A 20,340-nucleotide genomic window follows, 5' to 3' on the forward strand; every position below is an offset into this window, starting at 1 on the left:
TAAAAAGGAGTGTTCAAATCTGATGCGTCTAGATAAATTTCTTGCCGATGCAGGTATCGGCAGCCGTAAAGAAGTCAAACAACTATTAAAGAAAAATCTAGTAACAGTGAATGATCGATTAGTGAAAGATGGAAAGACCCAAGTTGACGAATATGCAGACAGTGTTTTCTTTGCTGGCGAACAAGTCGCTTATCAACGCTTTTATTATTATCTGTTACACAAACCACAAGGGGTTATTTCGGCAACAGAAGATAAGCGTGACCAAACGGTGATCGATTTACTTAAGGAAGAAGACTATCGCGAAGATTTGTTTCCTGTTGGACGCCTAGACAAGGATACAGAAGGCTTGCTGCTTTTGACGAATGATGGACAATTAGCACATCAACTGCTCTCGCCTAAAAAACACGTAGACAAGGAATATTTTGCTGAGATAGAAGGACTGGTAACAGAGGCAGATGTTCAACAGTTTGCGGCTGGCTTTGCTTTGACTAACGGAGAACAGGTTAAACCAAGTGAACTCTGGATCAAAGCCACAGATGAACGCAACGAAACTTCAGAAATCCATCTAATCATTCAAGAAGGAAAATTTCATCAAGTGAAGCGAATGTTTGAAGCGGTCGGTAAAAAGGTTACTTACTTGAAACGCTTGCGCATGGGCAGCTTAGTATTAGAAGAAGAACTAGCTTTAGGTGCATATCGACCATTAACAGAAACAGAGCTGCAAGAATTAAAAGAAAACTAAGACTATAGGTGATAAAAGGACTGTTTTTCGGGAATAGTGGTTTTATCACCTTTTTTTTGACGAAATATAGCACGAGGTATATACTTCAATTGACTAGCGAGTCAATAAGGAGGACTGTTGAAATGAACGCAATTGAGCTTAAAGGGTTAACAAAATTATATAAAAAGAAACCGGCGATCAATCATGTGGATTTGACTGTGGAAAAAGGGGAAATCTATGGGTTCATAGGACCAAATGGTTCAGGAAAATCAACAACGATCAAATCAATGCTGAATTTTATTTACCCAGATCAAGGAACGGCCACGATTCTTGGCTTGGATAGTGTCAAAGAGGCAAAAGAAATTCGAAAACGGACAGGGTATGTTTCAAGTGATGTACGTTTTTATCCAAATATGACAACATTGGATGTCTTGAAATATGTAGCAGAATTTCATCAATTAAAAAATAGTAAAGAGCAGATCGATTACTTTCTAGAAAGATTTGATATCGATGGACAGAAAAAAATGTCAGAACTATCCCTTGGGAACAAAAAGAAGATTGCCATCACAGCGGGTATTTTGCCAAATCCGGAACTTTTGATCTTGGATGAACCAACAAATGGATTAGATCCTTTGATGCAACACCGCTTATTTGAAGAACTTGAAAAATACAATAAAAATGGCATGACGATCTTTTTGTCCAGTCATGATCTGAATGAGATCCAGCAGCATGCACATCGAGCAGCTTTTATTCGTCAAGGAGAAATTATTACGATTCAAGATATTTACAAAGAAAAAACATTAGGAAAAGTGATTACATTGATCGGTGATCATATTCCGTTATCATTATTTGAGAAAATGGGTGCTGCGATTTTAAAGCATCAGGGGAATGAAACACGTTTATTTTATGAAGGTGATTTACACGAAGTTCTGCCTTTGTTAGGGGATCCATCGATCCAAGACTTTACGATCACCAATCCGGAACTTGAAGATCAATTTATGGCGTTGTATGAAGGAGGAGAAGTGAAATGATCACAGCAAAAATCGAAACACGATCTCTGGTCAAGGGATTGATCATATGGACGCTCTTATTCGCGGTGATTATTTTTGGTTTTAGCGCAGTTTATCCGCAAATGCATAGTTCAGCGATGAAAGATCTTTTAGATGCCAAATTGACTGGCTTATCGCCTTCTTTACTCAAAACATTCAATATCAGTGTTGAAGGACAAGCAAGCTTTTTAGTAGCTGCTGGTTTTTTTGCGTACTATTTTCAATATATGTTTTTAGCGGCTTCCATCTATGCGATGATGCTGGGCAGTCAGTCTCTGATCAAAGAAGAAACTGATGGAACGATCGAATTTCTTTATGCGCAGCCTGTAACTAGAAAAGGAATTGTAACAAGTAAAATAACAGGAAATTTGTTGATTTTAAGTATTTTTTGGCTAATCTCATACGGCGTTTCTGTTGGTTCAACCTTGTTGTATCGTCAATCAACAGATTCTGCGGCGACGATCACAAAAGAAATCAGTAAAATTTTTATTCAGGAAAGTCTGATCCTTATCTTTTTCTTGATGTTAGGTTTTTTCATTTCAACATTCTTAAAATCAAGTAAGCAAAGTACCAGTGTCTCACTAGGGATTGTGTTTGGTTTTTATCTGATTGGGATTTTTTCTGATTTGAATGATTCTTTCAGCTGGGCGAAAAATATTTCACCTACGCATATGGGGATTCCAAGTAATTTGCTGGATAAAGGGTTGTCTGTCGGACATGTTGGACTACTTGCAGTATTGATTGGATTATTTTTAGTTGGGACATATGTGCTTTATCAACGGAAGGATCTGAAAATTTAGTGGGAGAAATCAAGATAGATCCACAAAAATATGCTCGGATTTTACAGTCTTCATTGAAACAGTTTGCCAAATACAGCTATCAACAAACAAATACAGAAGAAATTGCAGCTGGTGCAGGCGTATCTAAAGGATTGATTTTTCACTATTTTGGTAGTAAACAGAAACTGTATGAACAAACAATCAGCTTTGTGATCGATCATTTAAATGAGCAGTCTAAAGCGTTGTTCGAAAGAGACTATACTGATTTAGTAGAAATCGTTGTTGCATCTACAAAGCATAAGCTGGATTTAGAACGAGTTTATCCAGACCATATTCATCTTCTCATTTCTTCTTATGCACAAAAAGAAATGTTGCCTAAAGGCGTTCAGGAAAAACTGAATCAATACATGGCTGAAAATATGGCTATTGCTCAGCAGCTTTTAACAAAGAGTATTAAGCGAATGCCAATTAAAGAAAGTATTTCAGAGCAAGATGTGATTCAATTAGTTTTAGGTGTATTTAATCAAATTTATGTAGAGAGTCTCACGTTTTTACGAGAAAATCCAAGTGTAACGGAGATTCATCAGATGCAATTTTTAGTGGAACGTTCTCGAAGTTATATGGCTATCCTGCAGACTGGATTTTTAGAATATTAACACAAGTCGAGGCAAAATCGTTTCTCGTTTTGTCTCGACTGTTTTTTATTGTTCAAACTGCTTCATGTAATAAGGAATCTTTTGACTGATTTCTGTAGGTAAAACAACGTAACGTTCTTTGCCTAACGCATCACCGATCAGGCTGTGAAGATAGACCGCTGCGCATAATGCTGCTTCTTTTTCCTCAAATTGTGCAAGAAAAGCAGTAATCATGCCAGCTAAGGTATCACCCATTCCGCCTGTAGCCATTGCTGGGTTTCCTAGGGGATTGATAAACTGTTTATTCGCTGTGAAAATAGTGGTGCGGTGACTTTTTAAAACAAGGTTGGTTCCCCATTTTTTTTGAAGTCGCTGATTGTTTTGTTGTGTTTGTTCCGGAATCGTTAAGCCGCTCAATCGTTGCCATTCCATTTGATGGGGTGTAAAAACAACCTGTGATGGAAAAGCCAGTTCATAGTGATGTTGAGCAAATAAGGTAATCGCAGAACCGTCGATCACTAGCCATTGATTTGCCTGTTGACTTTCAATGACTTGTTGCAAAAGACTGCGGCTATGAGCACCCAAGCCCAATCCTGGACCAATCAATAGAACATCAGCATCTTTTAGGACAGACCGAACTTCCTGTGGGCGCGTCCAATCGATGACCATGACCTCAGGAATACGGGCATGAAGCGGTGCGTGATTTTTTTCAGCGGTAATGACAGTCACTAAACCAGCACCAGCATTTACTGCAGCTTCAGCACTCATAATGATCGCACCACCATATGTCTCATTTCCACCAATCAGGACGACACGTCCAAAGGTTCCTTTATGTGACTCGTCTGGACGTTTTCGAATAGAGGTATGCAATAGTTCGTTGGATAATTCAATCATCTGGAGGCCCTCCTTTCTCATTTACTATCAGTATAAAGCTGATTTTGGTCAAGAGCAAAATATTACAGAAAAAACTGGTCCTGCCTTTTTCTTTTCATTGAGTTAGTGGTATGATGAGAAAGTAGAATAATGAATTGGAGTGACTAAAAAATGACAATTGATTGGCAAAAAGAAGTAGACGCACGTAAAGATGCGCTATTAGAAGATTTACAAAATTTATTACGCATCAATAGTGAGCGTGATGATTCAAAAGCAACACCAGAAGCACCATTTGGACCAGGGCCTGTAGCTGGCTTGAAACATATGCTGTCATACGGTGAACGTGACGGTTTTGTAGTGAAAAACGTTGATAACTATGCTGGACACATCGAATATGGTGAAGGCGATGAAACATTAGGAATTTTTGGACATATGGACGTTGTTCCTGCTGGTGACGGTTGGGATACAGATCCTTATGAGCCAGTTATCAAAGACGGCAAAATCTATGCACGTGGTTCAAGTGATGATAAAGGCCCAAGTATGGCTGCTTACTATGCGCTAAGAATCATTAAAGACTTAGGTGTACCTTTGTCTAAAAAAGTTCGTTTTGTGGTTGGTAGTGATGAAGAAAGCGGCTGGGGTGATATGGATTATTACTTCAAGCATGAAGAAACGCCTGACTTTGGTTTTTCTCCAGATGCTGAATTTCCGATCATTAACGGTGAAAAAGGAAATGTCTCTTTATACGCTCGCTTTGGCGGAAAAAGCGAAGGCGAATATGTATTAGAAAGCTTCAACGCTGGTTTACGTGAAAATATGGTTCCTGGAACAGCAACTGCGGTCATCACTGTTCCAACTTCCGAAGCTGCTGAAAAAATGCAGGGCGCATTTAGCGTTTTTGTCGATGAAGAACCGATTTCAGGTACATTAGAAGCAAATGGAACAAGCGTGACGATCAAAGTTGTTGGAAAAGGTGCTCACGGTGCCAGCCCTCAATCAGGAATCAATGCTGCAACATTCTTAGCTTTATTCTTAAATGATTATAGCCTGGAAGGCGCAGCAAAAGAATTTATCGAAGTAGCAGCAACACTTGTTCACGAAGATTTCTATGGTGAAAAATTAGGCGTAGCCTTTGAAGATGCTAAAATGGGTAAATTAACAATGAATGCTGGGTTATTCGTCTTTAAGAAAGATGCAGAAGAAGGTAACTTCATGAGCCTGAATTTCCGTTATCCTAAAGGAACATCAGCAGAACAATTAGAAGCTGGTGTAAAAGCGACAGCTGGTGCGATCGGTGCAGAAATCGTTCAAGGTGGACGTAACCAAGAACCACATTACGTTCCAGCAGATGATCCGTTGGTTGAAACATTATTACAGGTTTACGAAGATCACACTGGACAAAAAGGACATGAACAAATCATCGGTGGCGGAACATACGGACGTTTACTAAAACGTGGCGTAGCGTATGGCGCGATGTTCCCAGGGTATACAGATACTATGCACCAAGCGAATGAATTTATGGCATTGGATGATTTATTCCGTGCGACAGCGATTTATGCAGATGCGATTTATCGCTTGGCGAAATAAGCATAAAAAAATAAAAATAAAATCAAAAACCTGACAGACAGTTGTCAGGTTTTTTTAGGTATAATAAAACTTGTCGTTAGAAACAAATGACACTTTCCAGTATACTAAGAGACATATCGAAATAGTATTAAATAAAAATGAGGTGAATAGATGATTCGATTTCAACAAGTTTCCAAAAAATATAATGATCAGCTAGTCTTAGAAAACTTTGATATAGCCATTGAAGATGGAGAATTTTTTGTTTTAGTCGGCCCCAGCGGCAGTGGGAAAACGACCACATTAAAAATGATCAATCGTTTGATCGAGCCGACAGACGGAGATATTTATTTTAATGATCAGCGGTTGATTGATTATAATTTAAAGGAACTACGGCTAACGATCGGCTATGTTTTGCAACAGATTGCGCTTTTTCCTAATTTAACGGTTGCGGAAAACATCGAGCTGATACCAGAAATGAAGCGCTGGAATAAAGCACAAAAAAGAGAACGAACAGAAGAATTATTGCGGAAGGTGAACTTACCACCGGAAGAATATCTTCATCGAAAACCAGCAGAATTATCTGGTGGTGAGCAGCAGCGAATCGGTATTTTAAGAGCTATTGCAGCAAAACCAGATATCATTTTGATGGATGAGCCTTTTAGTGCATTGGATCCAATTTCCAGAGGTCAATTACAGTTGTTGATCAAGGAATTACACAAAGAAATGGCTAGTACCGTCGTTTTTGTCACGCATGATATGAATGAAGCTTTGCTTTTAGGGGATCGAATCTGTGTGATGAAGGATGGCAAAATCGTACAAACAGATACACCAGAAGAAATCCGCAGCCATCCTGCAAATGAGTTTGTCGCACAGTTTTTCCAACAAGAACATTCCAATTTGGAAAATTATTGTGCCGAGGACTTAGTTGAGCTAGATTTATTGGAGCAAAGCCTGTCGCTCGGAGAAACAACTGTAGCGCTAGATACCGCACTGCCAGTTATTATTCGCGCTCTTGTTGAAGGGAATAAAGTAATTTTAGCTGACGAAGAAAAAGTGCTTGGAGAAATCACAGATCGGACGATTCTGCGTTTCTTAGAGACGAAGATGGAAAAAGGTGATCAATGATATGGGAAAATTAATCGAAACACTCGCAGCGCGTAAAGAAGACTTTGTTCAGGCTGTTGTAGAACATATTCAGCTATCACTTTTGTCCTTATTGATCGCGATCCTTTTAGCGATTCCGCTGGCGATTTTACTGACAAATTATAAAAAAGTAGCAGAAGTTGTATTACAGATTACAGGGATTTTCCAAACGATCCCATCACTTGCCTTGCTAGGCTTGCTGATACCAATCATTGGAATCGGAACACCGCCGGCAATTGTAGCATTAGTGATTTATGCCTTATTTCCGATATTACAGAATACGTATACAGGTCTAACCGAAATCGATCCATCATTAGAAGAAGCGGCAGAAGCTTTCGGAATGAATAAACGAGAGAAACTGATCAAGTTTGAGCTTCAACTGGCATTGCCTTACATTATTTCAGGTATTCGGACAGCAACTGTAATGATCATCGGAACAGCTACTTTAGCTGCCTTGATCGGTGCAGGCGGCTTGGGGACGTTTATTTTACTAGGAATTGACCGAAACAATGTCTATTTGATTTTGATTGGTGCAATTTCCTCTGCTGTGCTTGCAGTGCTGTTTAATTACGGCATCCATCTATTGGAAAAAGCAACCGTTAAACGTATTGTCGCAGCATTTATGGTTTTATTAGCTTTATTAGTAGGCTCATTTGTCTACACGCATCAAGAGGCAGAACAAAAAGAAATCACGATTGCAGGAAAACTAGGTGCGGAGCCAGACATCATTATCAACATGTATAAAGAACTGATTGAAAACAACAGCGATATCCATGTCAATCTAAAAACAAACTTTGGGAAAACAAGTTTCCTATTCAATGCGTTAAAATCTGGAGAAATCGATGTCTATCCAGAATTTACAGGAACTGTTTTGGAAACATTCTTAAAAGACAATAAAAATACGTCAAATGATCCACGAGAAGTGTACGAATATGCACGTGATCAAATTAAAAAGCAAGAAAATATGGATTATTTAGAACCAATGCGCTATCAAAATACTTATGCGGTAGCAGTTAAGCGGACGTTTGCGGAAGAGAATGGAATAAAGACGATCGAAGATTTGAAGAAGGTTGAAAGTCAGCTGAAAGCTGGATTTACGTTGGAGTTTATTGACCGAGACGATGGTTATAAAGGTTTGCAAAAATTGTATGGACTCAATGTAGAAGTAAAATCGATGGAGCCTTCTCTGCGCTACCAAGCGATCAACAATGGAGATGTGAATGTGGTAGATGCTTACTCAACGGATAGTGAGCTAAAACAATATGATTTGGTTGTTTTAGAGGACAATAAACAACTATTTCCTCCATATCAAGGCGCACCATTGTTAAAAGCTGAAACATTAGAAAAATATCCAGAGCTGAAAAATCTTTTAGAACCGTTAGTCGATAAAATCACGGAAGAAGAAATGAGCGATATGAATTATCAAGTCAATGTCGAACAAAAAGATCCGGCAACCGTTGCTCATGAGTATTTGGTAGAACAAAAGATGTTGGAAGAATAATACAAAGACATCGTGCAAAAGGCAATTAATAGTAATTGAGTTTTAGTATTATGTAGCCACTATCTCACTTTAGCTAAGTGGATAGTGGTTTTTTTACTCAAAAATAGATGTGATAAAAAGATTCATCGCTTCAATGAATCGCCAGTGTGATCGCTGTTTTCTCCTAGTAGAGTAATACGAAAAAAAGAACGAATCGGAAATTTCTTATAATAATGTAAACACTTCTCTCATAATAAAGTAATTTTTACCAAAAAGAAATGCAATTTTGCTCGACTTTCGCTATAATAAAGAAAACAATAAAAACAGGAAGTGTAAACATGAAAAAAGCAGACCGACAACGGTTGATCAAACAATTGATCACTGAAAATGAAATCGAGACTCAAGACGATTTGATCGCACTTCTTGAACAATCAGGAGTCAAAGCAACCCAAGCAACTGTTTCAAGAGATGTTCGTGAAATGAGCATTGTTAAGACGCATGGTTCAGACGGTCGTGTGAAATATGCGATCTTTTCACAAAGCCAGCCATCAAGTAGCGAAGACAAGCTGAAGGAATCAGTGAAAGATTCGGTGATTCGCATGGAACGCGTGCAATTTATGGTAATCGTCCATACGGATATGGGCGCAGCAGATGTGGTTACTAATTTTCTTGATGAAGTGAAGTATAAGGAAATTGCTGGAACAGTAGCAGGTGTTGACACGATTATTATCATCGCTCGTTCAGAAGCAGATGCAAAAGCAGTTGTCGAGCGTTTTGAAGGAATGATGAATTAAATTAACCAATGAAAAAATGAAGGGAGATTTGGTTACATGGAATTGAAAGCGTTACAAAACGGTTCAGATATCAGAGGGATAGCGGTAGACCACGAGGAGAAAAAAGCGAATTTAACACCAGCACAAGTGGAGAAAATTGCAGTGGGAATGGTTCATTGGCTTCGTGACGAGAAAAACTTAGCTGAAAAGCATCAATCTGGAAACTTGAAAATCGGTATTGGTCATGACAGCCGTATTTCAGCAGCTCGTTTGAAACAAGCACTGATCAACAGTTTCGTGAAGCAAAACGTGGAAGTCTTAGACTTTGGCTTAGCCACTACGCCAGCGATGTTTATGACGACTCAATTTCCGCAATATGATTGTGACGCGGCGATTATGATCACAGCCAGTCATTTGCCTTATTATTTCAATGGATTAAAACTATTTACTAAATCAGGCGGAGCGGAGAAAAATGATATCGCTTATATCTTGTCTCACGCTGAACAGCCTGCACTTGAAGCAGCAGGTTCAGTGACTAAAGCTACAATTTTAGATGATTATTCTGCTGATTTAACGGATAAAATTCGTAAAGGAATGAAAACGACCGAAGAAAAACCACTGACAGGGTTTCATATTGTGGTAGATGCTGGTAATGGTGCAGGTGGTTTCTTTGCTGAAAAAGTTTTAGCGAAGCTTGGAGCTGACATTACAGGATCTCAATTTTTAGAGCCAGACGGCATGTTTCCAAATCATATTCCAAATCCAGATAATAAAGAGGCAATGGCAAGTATTCAGCAAGCTGTTTTGAAAAATAAAGCCGATTTAGGTGTAATTTTCGATACAGATGTGGATCGCTCGGCGGTTGTTGATGCATCTGGGGAAGTGATCAACCGCAATAACTTGATCGCAGTGTTGGCGACGATCGTATTAGATGAATCTCCTGGAAGCAGTATTGTGACAAATTCACCGACATCTAGTCATTTAAAAGCGTTCATTGAGGCTAAAGGCGGCAAACAGGTTCGTTATATTTCTGGCTATCGTAATGTAATCAATAAAATGATCGAATTGAATGAAGAAGGGGTCGATACGCCGTTAGCAATTGAGACTAGTGGGCATGCTGCTTTTAAAGAAAACTACTTTTTAGATGATGGAGCGTACGTTATTGCAAAAATTCTGATGCTTCTGCCTCGTCTAAAAAAAGAGGGAGCAAGTTTAGGAGATTTGATTCGCTCATTAAAGCAACCAGTAGAAACGCAGGAACTACGTTTTGAGATTTTAGCGGATGAGGTACGAGACTATGGAAATCAAGTGATTCGTGAAATGGCTGATTTTGTAAACGATCAGTCTAGCATGAGTGTGGATCCAGAAAATGAGGAAGGTATTCGAGTAAATGTGGTAAATGACTACGGATCAGGCTGGTTTTTACTACGAATGAGTTTACATGAGCCTTTATTAGTATTACAAGTCGAAAATGACGAACGTGGCAAAAATCTGACCGTTTTAGAATCATTAGCGACTTTCTTTGAAAACTATAAACAATTAGATTTGGGTAAATTAAAAGAACTATTGAAATAAAAAGGCAGAGAAAAAGACAACAGTAGGTAGTTTTAAGAATCAAGATTTATAATTAGAGGTAGATGGGAACGAAATGTAGTGTAGTGTTGCTTCTGTTTTCTCCGTTTCTCCGGATTTCATGTGAGTGAGATATGACTCTCTGAGTCGTATCTCACTCACTGCTGTTTACTCGGATTTTAGATGAAAAGAGAGTAACTTATAGCGTTATGTTTCAGTTTTTTACTTACCAGAGACCTGGTTTAGCCGTTGCAACAATATTTTCCCCTGTAAATGGATGAATCAGATGCAGTTCATATGCATGAAGCATCAAGCGCCCTACAGGTTTTGGATGGTACAAAGGGTCACCAATGATTAGGTGACCAATACTTGCTAAATGCACACGGATTTGATGAGTTCTTCCAGTGTCTAAAACGCAATAAACAGCTGTTTGATTACTCTTTTTTATATAAGCATCAACTTCAACATGCGTAATGGCGATATCGCCTCGGCGCTCATCGATCACGCGTTTTCGACGATCATGACGATCGCGCCCAATTTTTTTACGAATGGTCAAAGACTCTTTTAGCTCACCTGAAACGACGGCTTGATAACGACGATAAATTTGCTTACTCTCCAATAATCGACCTAAAATCGGCAACACAAAAGGATTTTTAGCAAATAAAATCGCACCGCTTGTTTCTTTATCTAAACGATGAACTACATATGGAAGTTGATTTTTAGGTGCTAAATAGGCAGCTAAATGATTAAGTAGAGTATCATTTTCATCAGGTTGATTAGGATGTGTTTTCATGCCGACTGGTTTATTTAAAATAATCAAATGCTCATCTTCAAATAATACCTCAATAGTAGACGCATGACCTGAAAGAATCGTCGGCGTTGGATAATCCTCTGATTCAAACTGTAAAGTAACAATATCGCCACTTTTTACAGGGAAATGAAACAAGGCTGTTTCACCGTTGATTGAAACATTTTTCCGTGTGCGTAAAAAGTGACGTACTTTACGAGGCACCAACCATTCTTGTTCAAGTAACTCTCGGACGGTTTGTTCTTTGAAGTTTTTAGGTAACTGAATGGATAATTCCATATGTTTTCCACCTTTTCAATAGGATTCTATCCTAGTTTAACAAAGCGGGAAATAAGTTCAAGTGTTTAGTTGGAAATAAAGGTGTGGTCAAGAAGTCATGTTGGGATTCGCTGTATTAAAGTTAGTTGTAATGTTTTATAGTATTCTTTTCTACAATGCGTTTCTGAATACAAAAAAAGACCCGCCCTTTGGGGAAAGGCGGGAAAGGAGTTAAAAATGAAAAAGTGTTTTGTTAGGGTTGTTTGTTGGTATGTGTATATAATACAAAGTAAATATGAATTTTTTGTGCGTTAAATTGTTTGAAACTGTAAACTTTTTCTAAAGTAGTGTTTAAATCGTCACATTATGGATTTTTCATTGTGTTGATCAAACGTTTTGTCCAGCTAAAATCAGTTTTCGTGATAGTATCATCACCGAATTGCTTTCCATCACGGTCAATTGCGTAAACAAACATACCGCCTTTTTGTCCATCTTTAGGATTCCAGGTAGCGTAAGCATGCGCACGGCTAGTTTCATATGGATCGATAGTATCATTCCAACGATTATGATCCTGTTCTTCTGGGAAAGAAACACCTGGTAAAAATTGTTGTGTGGTGATAGATGTTTTATACGTATCCCAAGTACGATCTAAAGAAGCAACTGAGCGACCATAAGCTTGAACAAATAAATAGTCACAATAAGGCGCTACTTTTTTAAACAAGGAATGATTATCTTTATTTGTATCGTAGATCAATAACTTGCCGGTATTCGATACAGGCCCTAATTTACTCGATAGCGCTTTAAATGTGCCGACAGCCATTTCTTCTTGGGAGGCACTTAACGTGGATTCCATATCAATGTCAAGACCGTCTAAGTTCCACGGAGTAAGGTACGTGTCGATCAACTGCTGGGCATAAGCATCATATTCAGCGGTTGTAGGTTTAGCACCGGCGTGTGGCACATTCCAGATTTCTCGAATGTCGATTGTTCGTATAACGCGCGTACCTCTAGCGTGTAAGGTAGGAACATAGGTATTTTTCAATGTATCCCAAAATTTTTGTTGATCAGTACCAGGATTTACATAATGAAAAACAGAAACAATATCCACACCTTCAGGAATATCTGTCATCGCTGTTACATTTTCATCAGGTAAATTGGAGTTAGCGTCATGAGGCATAGTGACATCACGCCAAGTCCTGTAATAAGCCATCATGATCGGTTCAGACGGAGTCTCCGCTACTGTTTGAGCAGTAGCTTGTTCGGTCATCAGATTGATACCTAATAAACAAAAAATAGTAGAAAACAGTAACGTAACAATTTTAGACATATCAAACATCTCCTTATCTTTTTAGAAGAAGCGCTTTCATTTTTTTTGCGAAACGCATCCTCAATACAAAAAAAGTGTAGCATAAAAGAGGTTGTTTCTATACTTAGATGCTACAAAGGAGCAGAATTAGACAGTATTTTCACCTTTAGGGTGTTTAACTGAAAATAAGTACAAAAAAACCTGCCTTTGGGGAAGGCAGGAAAAGGAGTTAAAAAATGAAAAAAGTGTTTGTTAGGGTTGTTTGTTGGTATACTCATATAATAGAAGAAAAATATGAATTTTTCGTGTCGAAAACAGTCTAAAGGTAAGAAGTTTCAGCGACAAATGATAGAATATATGCAAAATAAACCGTAAAATGAGATTTCTTGATGGATTCTTAAGCTTTTCTACATAAAATCAGAAGAAAAACATGCTAAAATAATCAGAACGAAATTTGTCTGTATTTATTCATGCTAAGGTCGCATGAACAGTCAATCAGAATTATGTTAAAATGACTTAGAAACTTTTATATAAGAGGGAGTACTATGGACTTTAAAACAATTATGGGAAAAATTGCGGCAGGCTTTAAACGTTTTTGGACGTGGATCAAGCCATATCTGATTCGTTTTCATCATTGGCGCAAACGGATTTGGAAAAAATATCAAATCAATAAAATTATTTTGCTACTAGGCTTGGTCGTTGTATTGGTGACCAGTATTTATTTGTTTACATTAGCAAAATCTGCCAATGTTGGAGCCTTGAAAAAAGGGCTGGAAGAATCAACTGTTATTTATGATAAAAATAATGATGAAGCTGGGAAACTTTTCGGGCAAAAAGGAACGTTTGTGACGATCGATCAAATTTCGCCATATGTTACGGATGCGTTGATCTCGACAGAGGACCGCAACTTTGAAAAACATCACGGATATGATATCAAAGGTCTGTTGCGGGCGGTCGTTGGTAAGCTGAGTCTGGGAACGATTGGCGGAGGCGGCGGAGGAAGTACGATTACGCAGCAATTAGCTAAAAATGCCTATTTGACCCAAGAGCAAACGATGACTCGTAAAGCTAGAGAACTTTTTCTAGCCATTGAAATTGAAAAAAAATATGATAAACCACAAATCTTGGAGATGTATCTGAATAATTCTTATTTTGGAAATGGGGTTTGGGGAGTAGAAGATGCCTCTCACCGATATTTTGGAGTCAGTGCTAGTGAATTGAGTGTTGGACAAGCTGCAACATTGGTTGGTATGCTAAAGGGTCCGGGGATCTACAACCCAATCGATTATATGGAAAATGCAGTCAATCGCCGCAATACGGTTTTACAATTAATGGTAGATAACGGCAAATTATCACAGGGCGAAGCAGATGCACAGGAAAACACAGAGATTGTACTTGTTGATAATTATTCAGACATAAACTCTGATTACAGATATCCTTATTATTTTGATGCGGTCATTGACGAAGCAGTCAACAAGCATGGCTTGAAAGAAGAAGATCTTCTAAATAAGGGCTATAAAATTTACACTGCACTGGATCAAAATTATCAAGTTGCCATGGAGCAAACTTATGCTAATGATGCGTTATTCCCACCAAATGCAGAAGATGGCGCGATGGTTCAAAGCGGATCGGTTGCTCTTGATCCTAGAACAGGCGGCGTGCAGGCAGTTGTCGGTGGTCGTGGTGAGCATGTGTATCGAGGGTTTAACTTTGCTACACAAACCAAGCGTTCACCAGGTTCATCTTTGAAACCTATTTCTGTTTATACACCTGCTTTAGAATCAGGAATGAAACCGAATGCGATTTTAGAAGATAAACCCCAGGACTATTATCCTGCGGAAAATTACAGTCGTACGTTTAGTGGTGAAGTACCAATGTATCAGGCTTTAGGTGAAAGCTTAAACTTACCTGCTGTCTGGACATTGCATAAGATCGGTTTAGATAAGGGCTACGAAAAAACTGAAAAATTCGGGATTCCTTTAGCTAAAGAAGATAAATATTATGGCTTGGCACTAGGTGGACTGAAAACAGGAGTATCACCTTTAACAATGGCTAATGCCTACAGTGCTTTTGCTAACGGTGGTGCCCAAAATGAAGCACATTTAATCACTAAGATCATCGATTCAACAGGAGCAGTGATCGTTGATAATACAACTGCCAAAACCAAACAAATCATTACCAAAGATATCGCAGATCAAATGACCAGCATGTTATTAGGTGTATTTAGTTCTGGAACAGGGATCAATGCAGATCCTGCTGGTTATGTAATGGCAGGTAAAACTGGAACGACTGAAACTAATTTCGATACGGATAAGACGAACGATCAATGGGTGGTTGGCTATACACCAGATGTTGTGATCGCAACCTGGTTAGGCTTTGAGCAAACGAGTGAAAGTCACTACCTGCAAGGAAGCAGTGCGACTCATGCCTCGACTGTCTTCAGCAGTCAGGCGCAAGGCATTATGCCGTACACCGCACAAACGCCGTTTACTGTAGCAGATGCTTATGCAACGGGCGGTATTATGCAGGCTGCTGGGGAAGTACCTTCAGTGAATGATGAAGCCTGGAAAGATAATGTAAAAGAAATCGGTGGCCAAGTCAAAGAAGGCGCTAAGGACATCAGCGGCAAAATCAAAGAAGGTTGGGATAAAGCGAAAGCTGGATTGAAAGATCTATTTGGTGGCTTGACAGGAGAATAAGCGGTTTTAAAACGAAACAAAGAATGGTACAATCAAAGAGAAAAATTTTGTAGAAATGAGGGAAAAGTACATGAGCAATATTTATGATACAGCCAATCAGGTAGAACGTGAAATCCGTGAATTAGCAGAATTTAAAGCGTTGGAAGCAGCTTATGATGCAGTAAAAGCAGATGAGGAAGCGTACAAACTATTTAAAGAATTCCAAACCTTCCAACAAGGGTTACAAGAAAAACAAATGCGTGGAGAAGAATTTTCAGAAGAAGATGCAGAAAAAGCACAAGCATTAGCAACTGAAGTTCAAAAAGCAGAAGTGATCAACGAATTGATGCAAAAAGAACAAGCCTTTAGCTTGATCGTGAATGATTTAAACCGTATCATCATGACGCCGATTCGTGATTTGTATAATGATTAAGCAGTAAAACATAGTAATAGTAGAAAAACCTTTGAATTATCTTTAAAGAAGTATTCCTTCTAAAGATAATTTAAAGGTTTTTTTTTGATAGAAATAAGTCATAAAAGTAGATTAGGGTGAACTGAAATCAGAGGATTTCTTTTTTTTTGCAAAAAATATGAGCAAAATTTAAAAAAAAAAATAAAAAAAATAGATTAATATAGGGTTTAGTTTTTCAATAATCTCCACGGCGGATGAGAAAGGAGAAAAGTAATGATGATAGTAGATGTATATAATTAAGTTATTAAAATAAATGGAAAACTAAATTATTTTTAAATAAAGTAGGTGATTGACTAAATGAGATTGTTTTTGGATGAGATATATGATCGTAGAATCAAAGTGTTGAATTTTATTACTGCCAGCAGAAAGGAAGTTACTATATCAGAAATTGCTAAAGCGACAGGACTGGCCAAAAGGACAGTATCGATCTTTGTTAAGCAGTTTGAACAAGAATTGGATGTATCAGATGGTACATATACAGTTCATTACATAGGGCAAACCATTAAAAGTGTTTCAGCTAATAATCTAGATTTAAATGGTGTTGGCAGTGAATTATTATTACAATCGACAATCTATAAAATAATTAAATATCTCTTTTTATATGATGGGATCGATGTGAAAAAATTTTGTGAAACAGAATTTCTCAGCCCAGCTACATTTTCAAGATATAGACAGAAGTTAAAAAAGATTCTAAGAAAATGTGGATTAGATCTCTCAAGAGAAAATAGAATCATCGGTGAAGAACTACGAATTCGCAATTTTTTGCTTCTTTTTTTCTCCAATGCTGCTAATTTTTGGCTGTTTAATGAACATGAATATAAAGAGATGAACGCATATTTTGCAAAGTCTTTTGAGGATTGGGAGGAGTTAAGCTGCAGTAAGCAATTAAAAATCAATTTAATTGTTTATATCAGTATCATTCGTTCGAATCAAAAGAACTTTGTAGAGAACAAAACCTTGACTAGGTTGTCCAAGAAGAGAATGAAAGAACCAAAGGTAAAGATTTTATATGACTATTTTTCGTTAAAAAAGAATAAAAGTAATGAGCAAGTTTGGTCTGAAACAAGTACCGCGCAATTCTTTTTTTATAAGGAACAAATTTTTATAGAACCGTTAGAACAAGAAATATATGAAGAGTTTTTTTCGGAAGAGAATTTTTCCTTTGTCCAATATAGCAAAGCATTCACGTGCAAAATGTTAACACAGTTTTTTGGAGGACTAAAGGAAGAGTACTTATATTTAAGCATCAGAAAAGAAATCGATCTCTTTCATTTAGTTTTGCATACCTGTTTCATTGATCATAGTATTTTCTACTATATTTATGATGAGGAAAATTTCTTTTATGCAGACCAGCTAGAAACAGAAATCAAGGAGCAGGTAGAAGCGGCTATTAGTGAACTAAGAACAACTGATTACAATGACTTTTATCAAAAACTGCCGAAATACATTGATTCGACAAGTTTTAACGATTATACCTATTTAATTATCTATACGTTATTGGCACAGTTTAAAACCGTGGAATTTCCTTCAGTCAAAATATTAGTCCAAAACTCAAAGATTTTCGCTAGTACATTGCTAAAAGATAAGATCAGCTTGTTATTTGGTGACCGAGTAATATGTGTGGAGAACGTTTCACCGGACGTGGACATCATTGTCACAGACATCAGTCTAGCTGAGACCACGAAAAATTTTGAACAGATCTACGTAGCTACTTTTTCAGATTTTGCGGATTTTTCATCGTTAGTTGAGGCTGTTCAACTCAAATTATTTGAAAAGTATGAACAAAGAGTGATGTATTATCGAGAAAATAAATTAGACAACGCGATACAGCCTCATAAAAAATTCGAATAGAGATGCGTACTGATAAATAGAATCAACTCTCGCCAGGTGTGAGCTGAATAAGGATACTCAAAATAGAAAAAGTGGCTTTTGCATTCAGCACTATACAGTTCATGCTCGAAAGCATCTGAAATAATGATATCTGCTTCTTCTTCATTAAATGTAAAGGCAAGAGCATCTTTTCCAAAAATAATACATAAATTATTTTTAATCAAATCATAACCATAAGCGGTTTTAGAATATTGAATAAGTATATTTAATTTGTGATGGGTAGTCGCATTTTTCAATACCAGATACAACAATTTAGTCAAATACTCAATTAATGCAGAGTCTTTACGGATTGTTGGGAAAATAGTTGTATGCAATTGATCGTAGGCGAATTGTGCTAATTGTTCTTTATAATTTTCGAATAAAGCATCTGTCGTTGTATCAAGTAGCGGTAATTCATCATTTAACTGTGTAAAAGGCGCATTGACACCGAAAAATTGTATATAAAGAAAATTGAATATGACATGATAATAACTCGATACATAACGTTCCTCTGTCAGTACAATACTAAATTCATGTGAAAATGACGTTAGAAAGTTAGAAGTAAACGTAGTAATAGGTAACTGAGAGTTGGTTAAGCGCTCAACGATTTGTTGTTTCTCTTCTATTGAATCAATATTGGCAATATAAAAGCGAGCTAAGAATCCAAAATAAGCTTCTTCTTCATGGATTTGCTTTTTTGATACATGATTTTTGTGAAGCAATTCTTTGATCTCAGGAGGAAATGTAGTTGGAGAAACGACCTCAAAACAATCTAAGTATGCTAAAAACTCTTCAGATAAAGAGACGAACCTTTTCCGATAGATCGTTTGCCAATACGTCAGGCTTTGATAATACAATAATCTGATTTTCTGTGAGGGTGGAAGTAAATCATGCTTAACAGGGATCGGTAGATCACAGAATACTTGGGGAGCGCGAAAGAAAGGCCATTCAATTCCTTTAAAAATAGACCAATAACTATAGAACATAACCATGCGTAAATTTTTTTCATTGCCTTGGAAGTTTGTTTGAGCGCTTTTAGATGAAAAATCAATTGCCAGATCGAAAGGTTTTAATAATTCATTCGAGATTTTTAAATTCTTGTAGGTATGCGAGAGACTCAGATTGACCTCTTGAGCGAGAGCTTCAGCGCTTGTGTAATAGCGGTACATTACTGCGTGGAGAACAGAAAACTGTTGAGAGATTTTGATGTAATGGAGGTGCATTTTATCAATGACATAGCTAGTGTCTAGTGATTTATCTATAGATACGGTGTAGCAACCATCAATTTTTTTTAAGGTAACCGACTGATTTTCAAAAAGAAGCATCAGATCTTCAGATAATTGTTTTTGATAGCGATAGACAGTATGGATTGAAATGTTTAAATGTGCTTGGATTTCCTGTGCTGTTAGCCCGTGTCTGCTATAGATCAGCTGTTTTAACAATTCAAATTGATGTCTTTCGATTCGCTTCATGAATAAATCTTGCAAGATAATTCCCTCCATGAGTGCTTTTTTAGTATTTCTTATTTTGGAATTTCAATAAACTCATCGCGCGTTTATAAAAATGAAATAAAGAGGCCCTCTATATAATGTATTATTTAGATATAAATTATAGCAAAAAAATATAAAAAAATGAAAAAGGAGTGCTGAAATGTCAAAACTAGCTGTTTTAACATTTAAAGATAATGAGAAAATAGACAAATACATAAAAAAATTAAATGATAACAAACATAACTTTATTTTTTTGGACAATAATTTAGACAATACTGTAATGGAACAAACCTTGCAAAAGTTTCAAGGTGTTATCTTTTTTGAAAATGAGTTGAGCGATTTAAATAAAATTTGTGAATCGATTTTAAAAATGAAAAAAGTCTCAACTTGTTATATTTGGGTCATCTCAACTACACCAAAAGAAATTGGTAAGATGGTCTATTTACAATTAGGTGCTGATGCAGTATTTGAAAATGAGACGAGTCTAGATGAAATCGAGTTGATCATCAATAATGCTCTGTCACGGAATGCTGCTGTACAAGGTGTTTCTGATAACTTAGAGAATACACCTAAAAACGCTGATTTTCAAATGTTTCATGGTAATTTGAGTGTGCTGCTTGGAGGAGACAAAGAGGTTCCATTAACTCGGTTGGAGTTCAAAATACTTGATCTACTATATAAGAAGCCGAAAGTAGCATTTACCTACCAAGAAATTTATCAGGAAATCTATCAAGAAGATATGGGCGACAAACATTATAGAATAGCGAATATCATTTTTCATTTGAGAAAGAAAATCGAAGTAGAAAGTGAACGGCCTAAATATATCAAGACAGTTCGTTCTAAAGGATATATGTTAGACGTTTAGATT

17 protein-coding genes are annotated in these 20,340 nt (G+C 37.2%); 13 read left to right on the forward strand and 4 right to left on the reverse strand.

The genetic code is table 11. The annotated features are described in order from the left end of the window. Positions 1-22 precede the first annotated feature (22 nt). The 4 genes from BCR25_RS15150 (at position 23) to BCR25_RS15165 (ending at position 3,205) form a co-directional block, all read left to right on the forward strand. Positions 23-742, forward strand: a complete 720-nt coding sequence (locus tag BCR25_RS15150; RefSeq protein WP_069664424.1) for a pseudouridine synthase — start codon at positions 23-25, stop codon at positions 740-742. 122 nt (positions 743-864) lie between these two features. Then, entirely contained in the window at positions 865-1,752 is an 888-nt protein-coding gene (locus BCR25_RS15155; RefSeq protein ID WP_069664425.1) for an ABC transporter ATP-binding protein, read from the forward strand. Next, on the forward strand, positions 1,749-2,570 hold the full coding sequence (locus tag BCR25_RS15160; protein ID WP_069664426.1) for a DUF2705 family protein: 822 nt from the start codon (positions 1,749-1,751) through the stop codon (positions 2,568-2,570). Before BCR25_RS15155 ends, BCR25_RS15160 begins: the two co-directional genes overlap by 4 nt. After that, positions 2,570-3,205, forward strand: a complete 636-nt coding sequence (locus BCR25_RS15165; RefSeq protein WP_069664427.1) for a TetR/AcrR family transcriptional regulator — start codon at positions 2,570-2,572, stop codon at positions 3,203-3,205. The genes BCR25_RS15160 and BCR25_RS15165 overlap by 1 nt, the downstream gene beginning before the upstream one ends. A 45-nt stretch (positions 3,206-3,250) precedes the next feature. Here BCR25_RS15165 and BCR25_RS15170 read toward each other — a convergent pair whose 3' ends face one another. After that, positions 3,251-4,078, reverse strand: coding sequence for an NAD(P)H-hydrate dehydratase (locus BCR25_RS15170; RefSeq protein ID WP_069664428.1), 828 nt, complete (start codon positions 4,076-4,078; stop codon positions 3,251-3,253). A gap of 150 nt (positions 4,079-4,228) precedes the next feature. Between BCR25_RS15170 and pepV the strand changes: the two genes are divergently transcribed. The 5 genes from pepV (at position 4,229) to BCR25_RS15195 (ending at position 10,594) form a co-directional block, all read left to right on the forward strand. Further along, positions 4,229-5,644: a dipeptidase PepV gene (gene pepV, locus BCR25_RS15175; protein WP_069664429.1), complete on the forward strand. Its 1,416-nt coding sequence runs from the start codon at positions 4,229-4,231 to the stop codon at positions 5,642-5,644. A 150-nt stretch (positions 5,645-5,794) separates the two neighbouring features. Further along, entirely contained in the window at positions 5,795-6,748 is a 954-nt protein-coding gene (locus tag BCR25_RS15180; RefSeq protein WP_069664430.1) for an ABC transporter ATP-binding protein, read from the forward strand. A gap of 1 nt (position 6,749) precedes the next feature. Next, positions 6,750-8,267, forward strand: coding sequence for an ABC transporter permease/substrate-binding protein (locus tag BCR25_RS15185; protein ID WP_069664431.1), 1,518 nt, complete (start codon positions 6,750-6,752; stop codon positions 8,265-8,267). Positions 8,268-8,584: 317 nt separating this feature from the next. Then, positions 8,585-9,040: an arginine repressor gene (gene argR, locus BCR25_RS15190; protein WP_069664432.1), complete on the forward strand. Its 456-nt coding sequence runs from the start codon at positions 8,585-8,587 to the stop codon at positions 9,038-9,040. Positions 9,041-9,076: 36 nt separating this feature from the next. Beyond that, a complete protein-coding gene (locus BCR25_RS15195; protein WP_069664433.1) occupies positions 9,077-10,594 on the forward strand; it encodes a phosphohexomutase domain-containing protein in 1,518 nt (505 codons plus the stop codon). Between the two features lie 223 nt (positions 10,595-10,817). On the opposite strand, the gene BCR25_RS15200 is transcribed toward BCR25_RS15195, so the two are convergent. After that, positions 10,818-11,678, reverse strand: coding sequence for an RluA family pseudouridine synthase (locus BCR25_RS15200; RefSeq protein ID WP_069664434.1), 861 nt, complete (start codon positions 11,676-11,678; stop codon positions 10,818-10,820). A 343-nt stretch (positions 11,679-12,021) separates the two neighbouring features. After that, positions 12,022-12,984, reverse strand: coding sequence for an endo-beta-N-acetylglucosaminidase family protein (locus BCR25_RS15205; protein WP_083242715.1), 963 nt, complete (start codon positions 12,982-12,984; stop codon positions 12,022-12,024). A 524-nt stretch (positions 12,985-13,508) separates the two neighbouring features. Here BCR25_RS15205 and BCR25_RS15210 point away from each other — a divergent pair. The 3 genes from BCR25_RS15210 (at position 13,509) to BCR25_RS15220 (ending at position 17,964) form a co-directional block, all read left to right on the forward strand. Further along, the gene (locus tag BCR25_RS15210) at positions 13,509-15,662 is read left to right on the forward strand and encodes a PBP1A family penicillin-binding protein (RefSeq protein WP_069664435.1); all 2,154 of its coding nucleotides are present in this window, start codon (positions 13,509-13,511) and stop codon (positions 15,660-15,662) included. A gap of 70 nt (positions 15,663-15,732) precedes the next feature. Then, positions 15,733-16,074, forward strand: a complete 342-nt coding sequence (locus BCR25_RS15215) for a YlbF/YmcA family competence regulator (protein WP_069664436.1) — start codon at positions 15,733-15,735, stop codon at positions 16,072-16,074. A gap of 336 nt (positions 16,075-16,410) precedes the next feature. Further along, a complete protein-coding gene (locus BCR25_RS15220) occupies positions 16,411-17,964 on the forward strand; it encodes a helix-turn-helix domain-containing protein (RefSeq protein WP_069664437.1) in 1,554 nt (517 codons plus the stop codon). On the opposite strand, the gene BCR25_RS15225 is transcribed toward BCR25_RS15220, so the two are convergent. Next, a complete protein-coding gene (locus BCR25_RS15225; RefSeq protein ID WP_169819028.1) occupies positions 17,946-19,469 on the reverse strand; it encodes a helix-turn-helix domain-containing protein in 1,524 nt (507 codons plus the stop codon). The genes BCR25_RS15220 and BCR25_RS15225 overlap by 19 nt on opposite strands. Before the next feature lie 163 nt (positions 19,470-19,632). Between BCR25_RS15225 and BCR25_RS15230 the strand changes: the two genes are divergently transcribed. Next, positions 19,633-20,337, forward strand: coding sequence for a winged helix-turn-helix domain-containing protein (locus tag BCR25_RS15230; RefSeq protein WP_069664438.1), 705 nt, complete (start codon positions 19,633-19,635; stop codon positions 20,335-20,337). Positions 20,338-20,340 lie beyond the last annotated feature (3 nt).

The organism is Enterococcus termitis, assembly GCF_001730305.1.
GTDB classification, from domain to species: Bacteria; Bacillota; Bacilli; order Lactobacillales; family Enterococcaceae; genus Enterococcus_L; species Enterococcus_L termitis.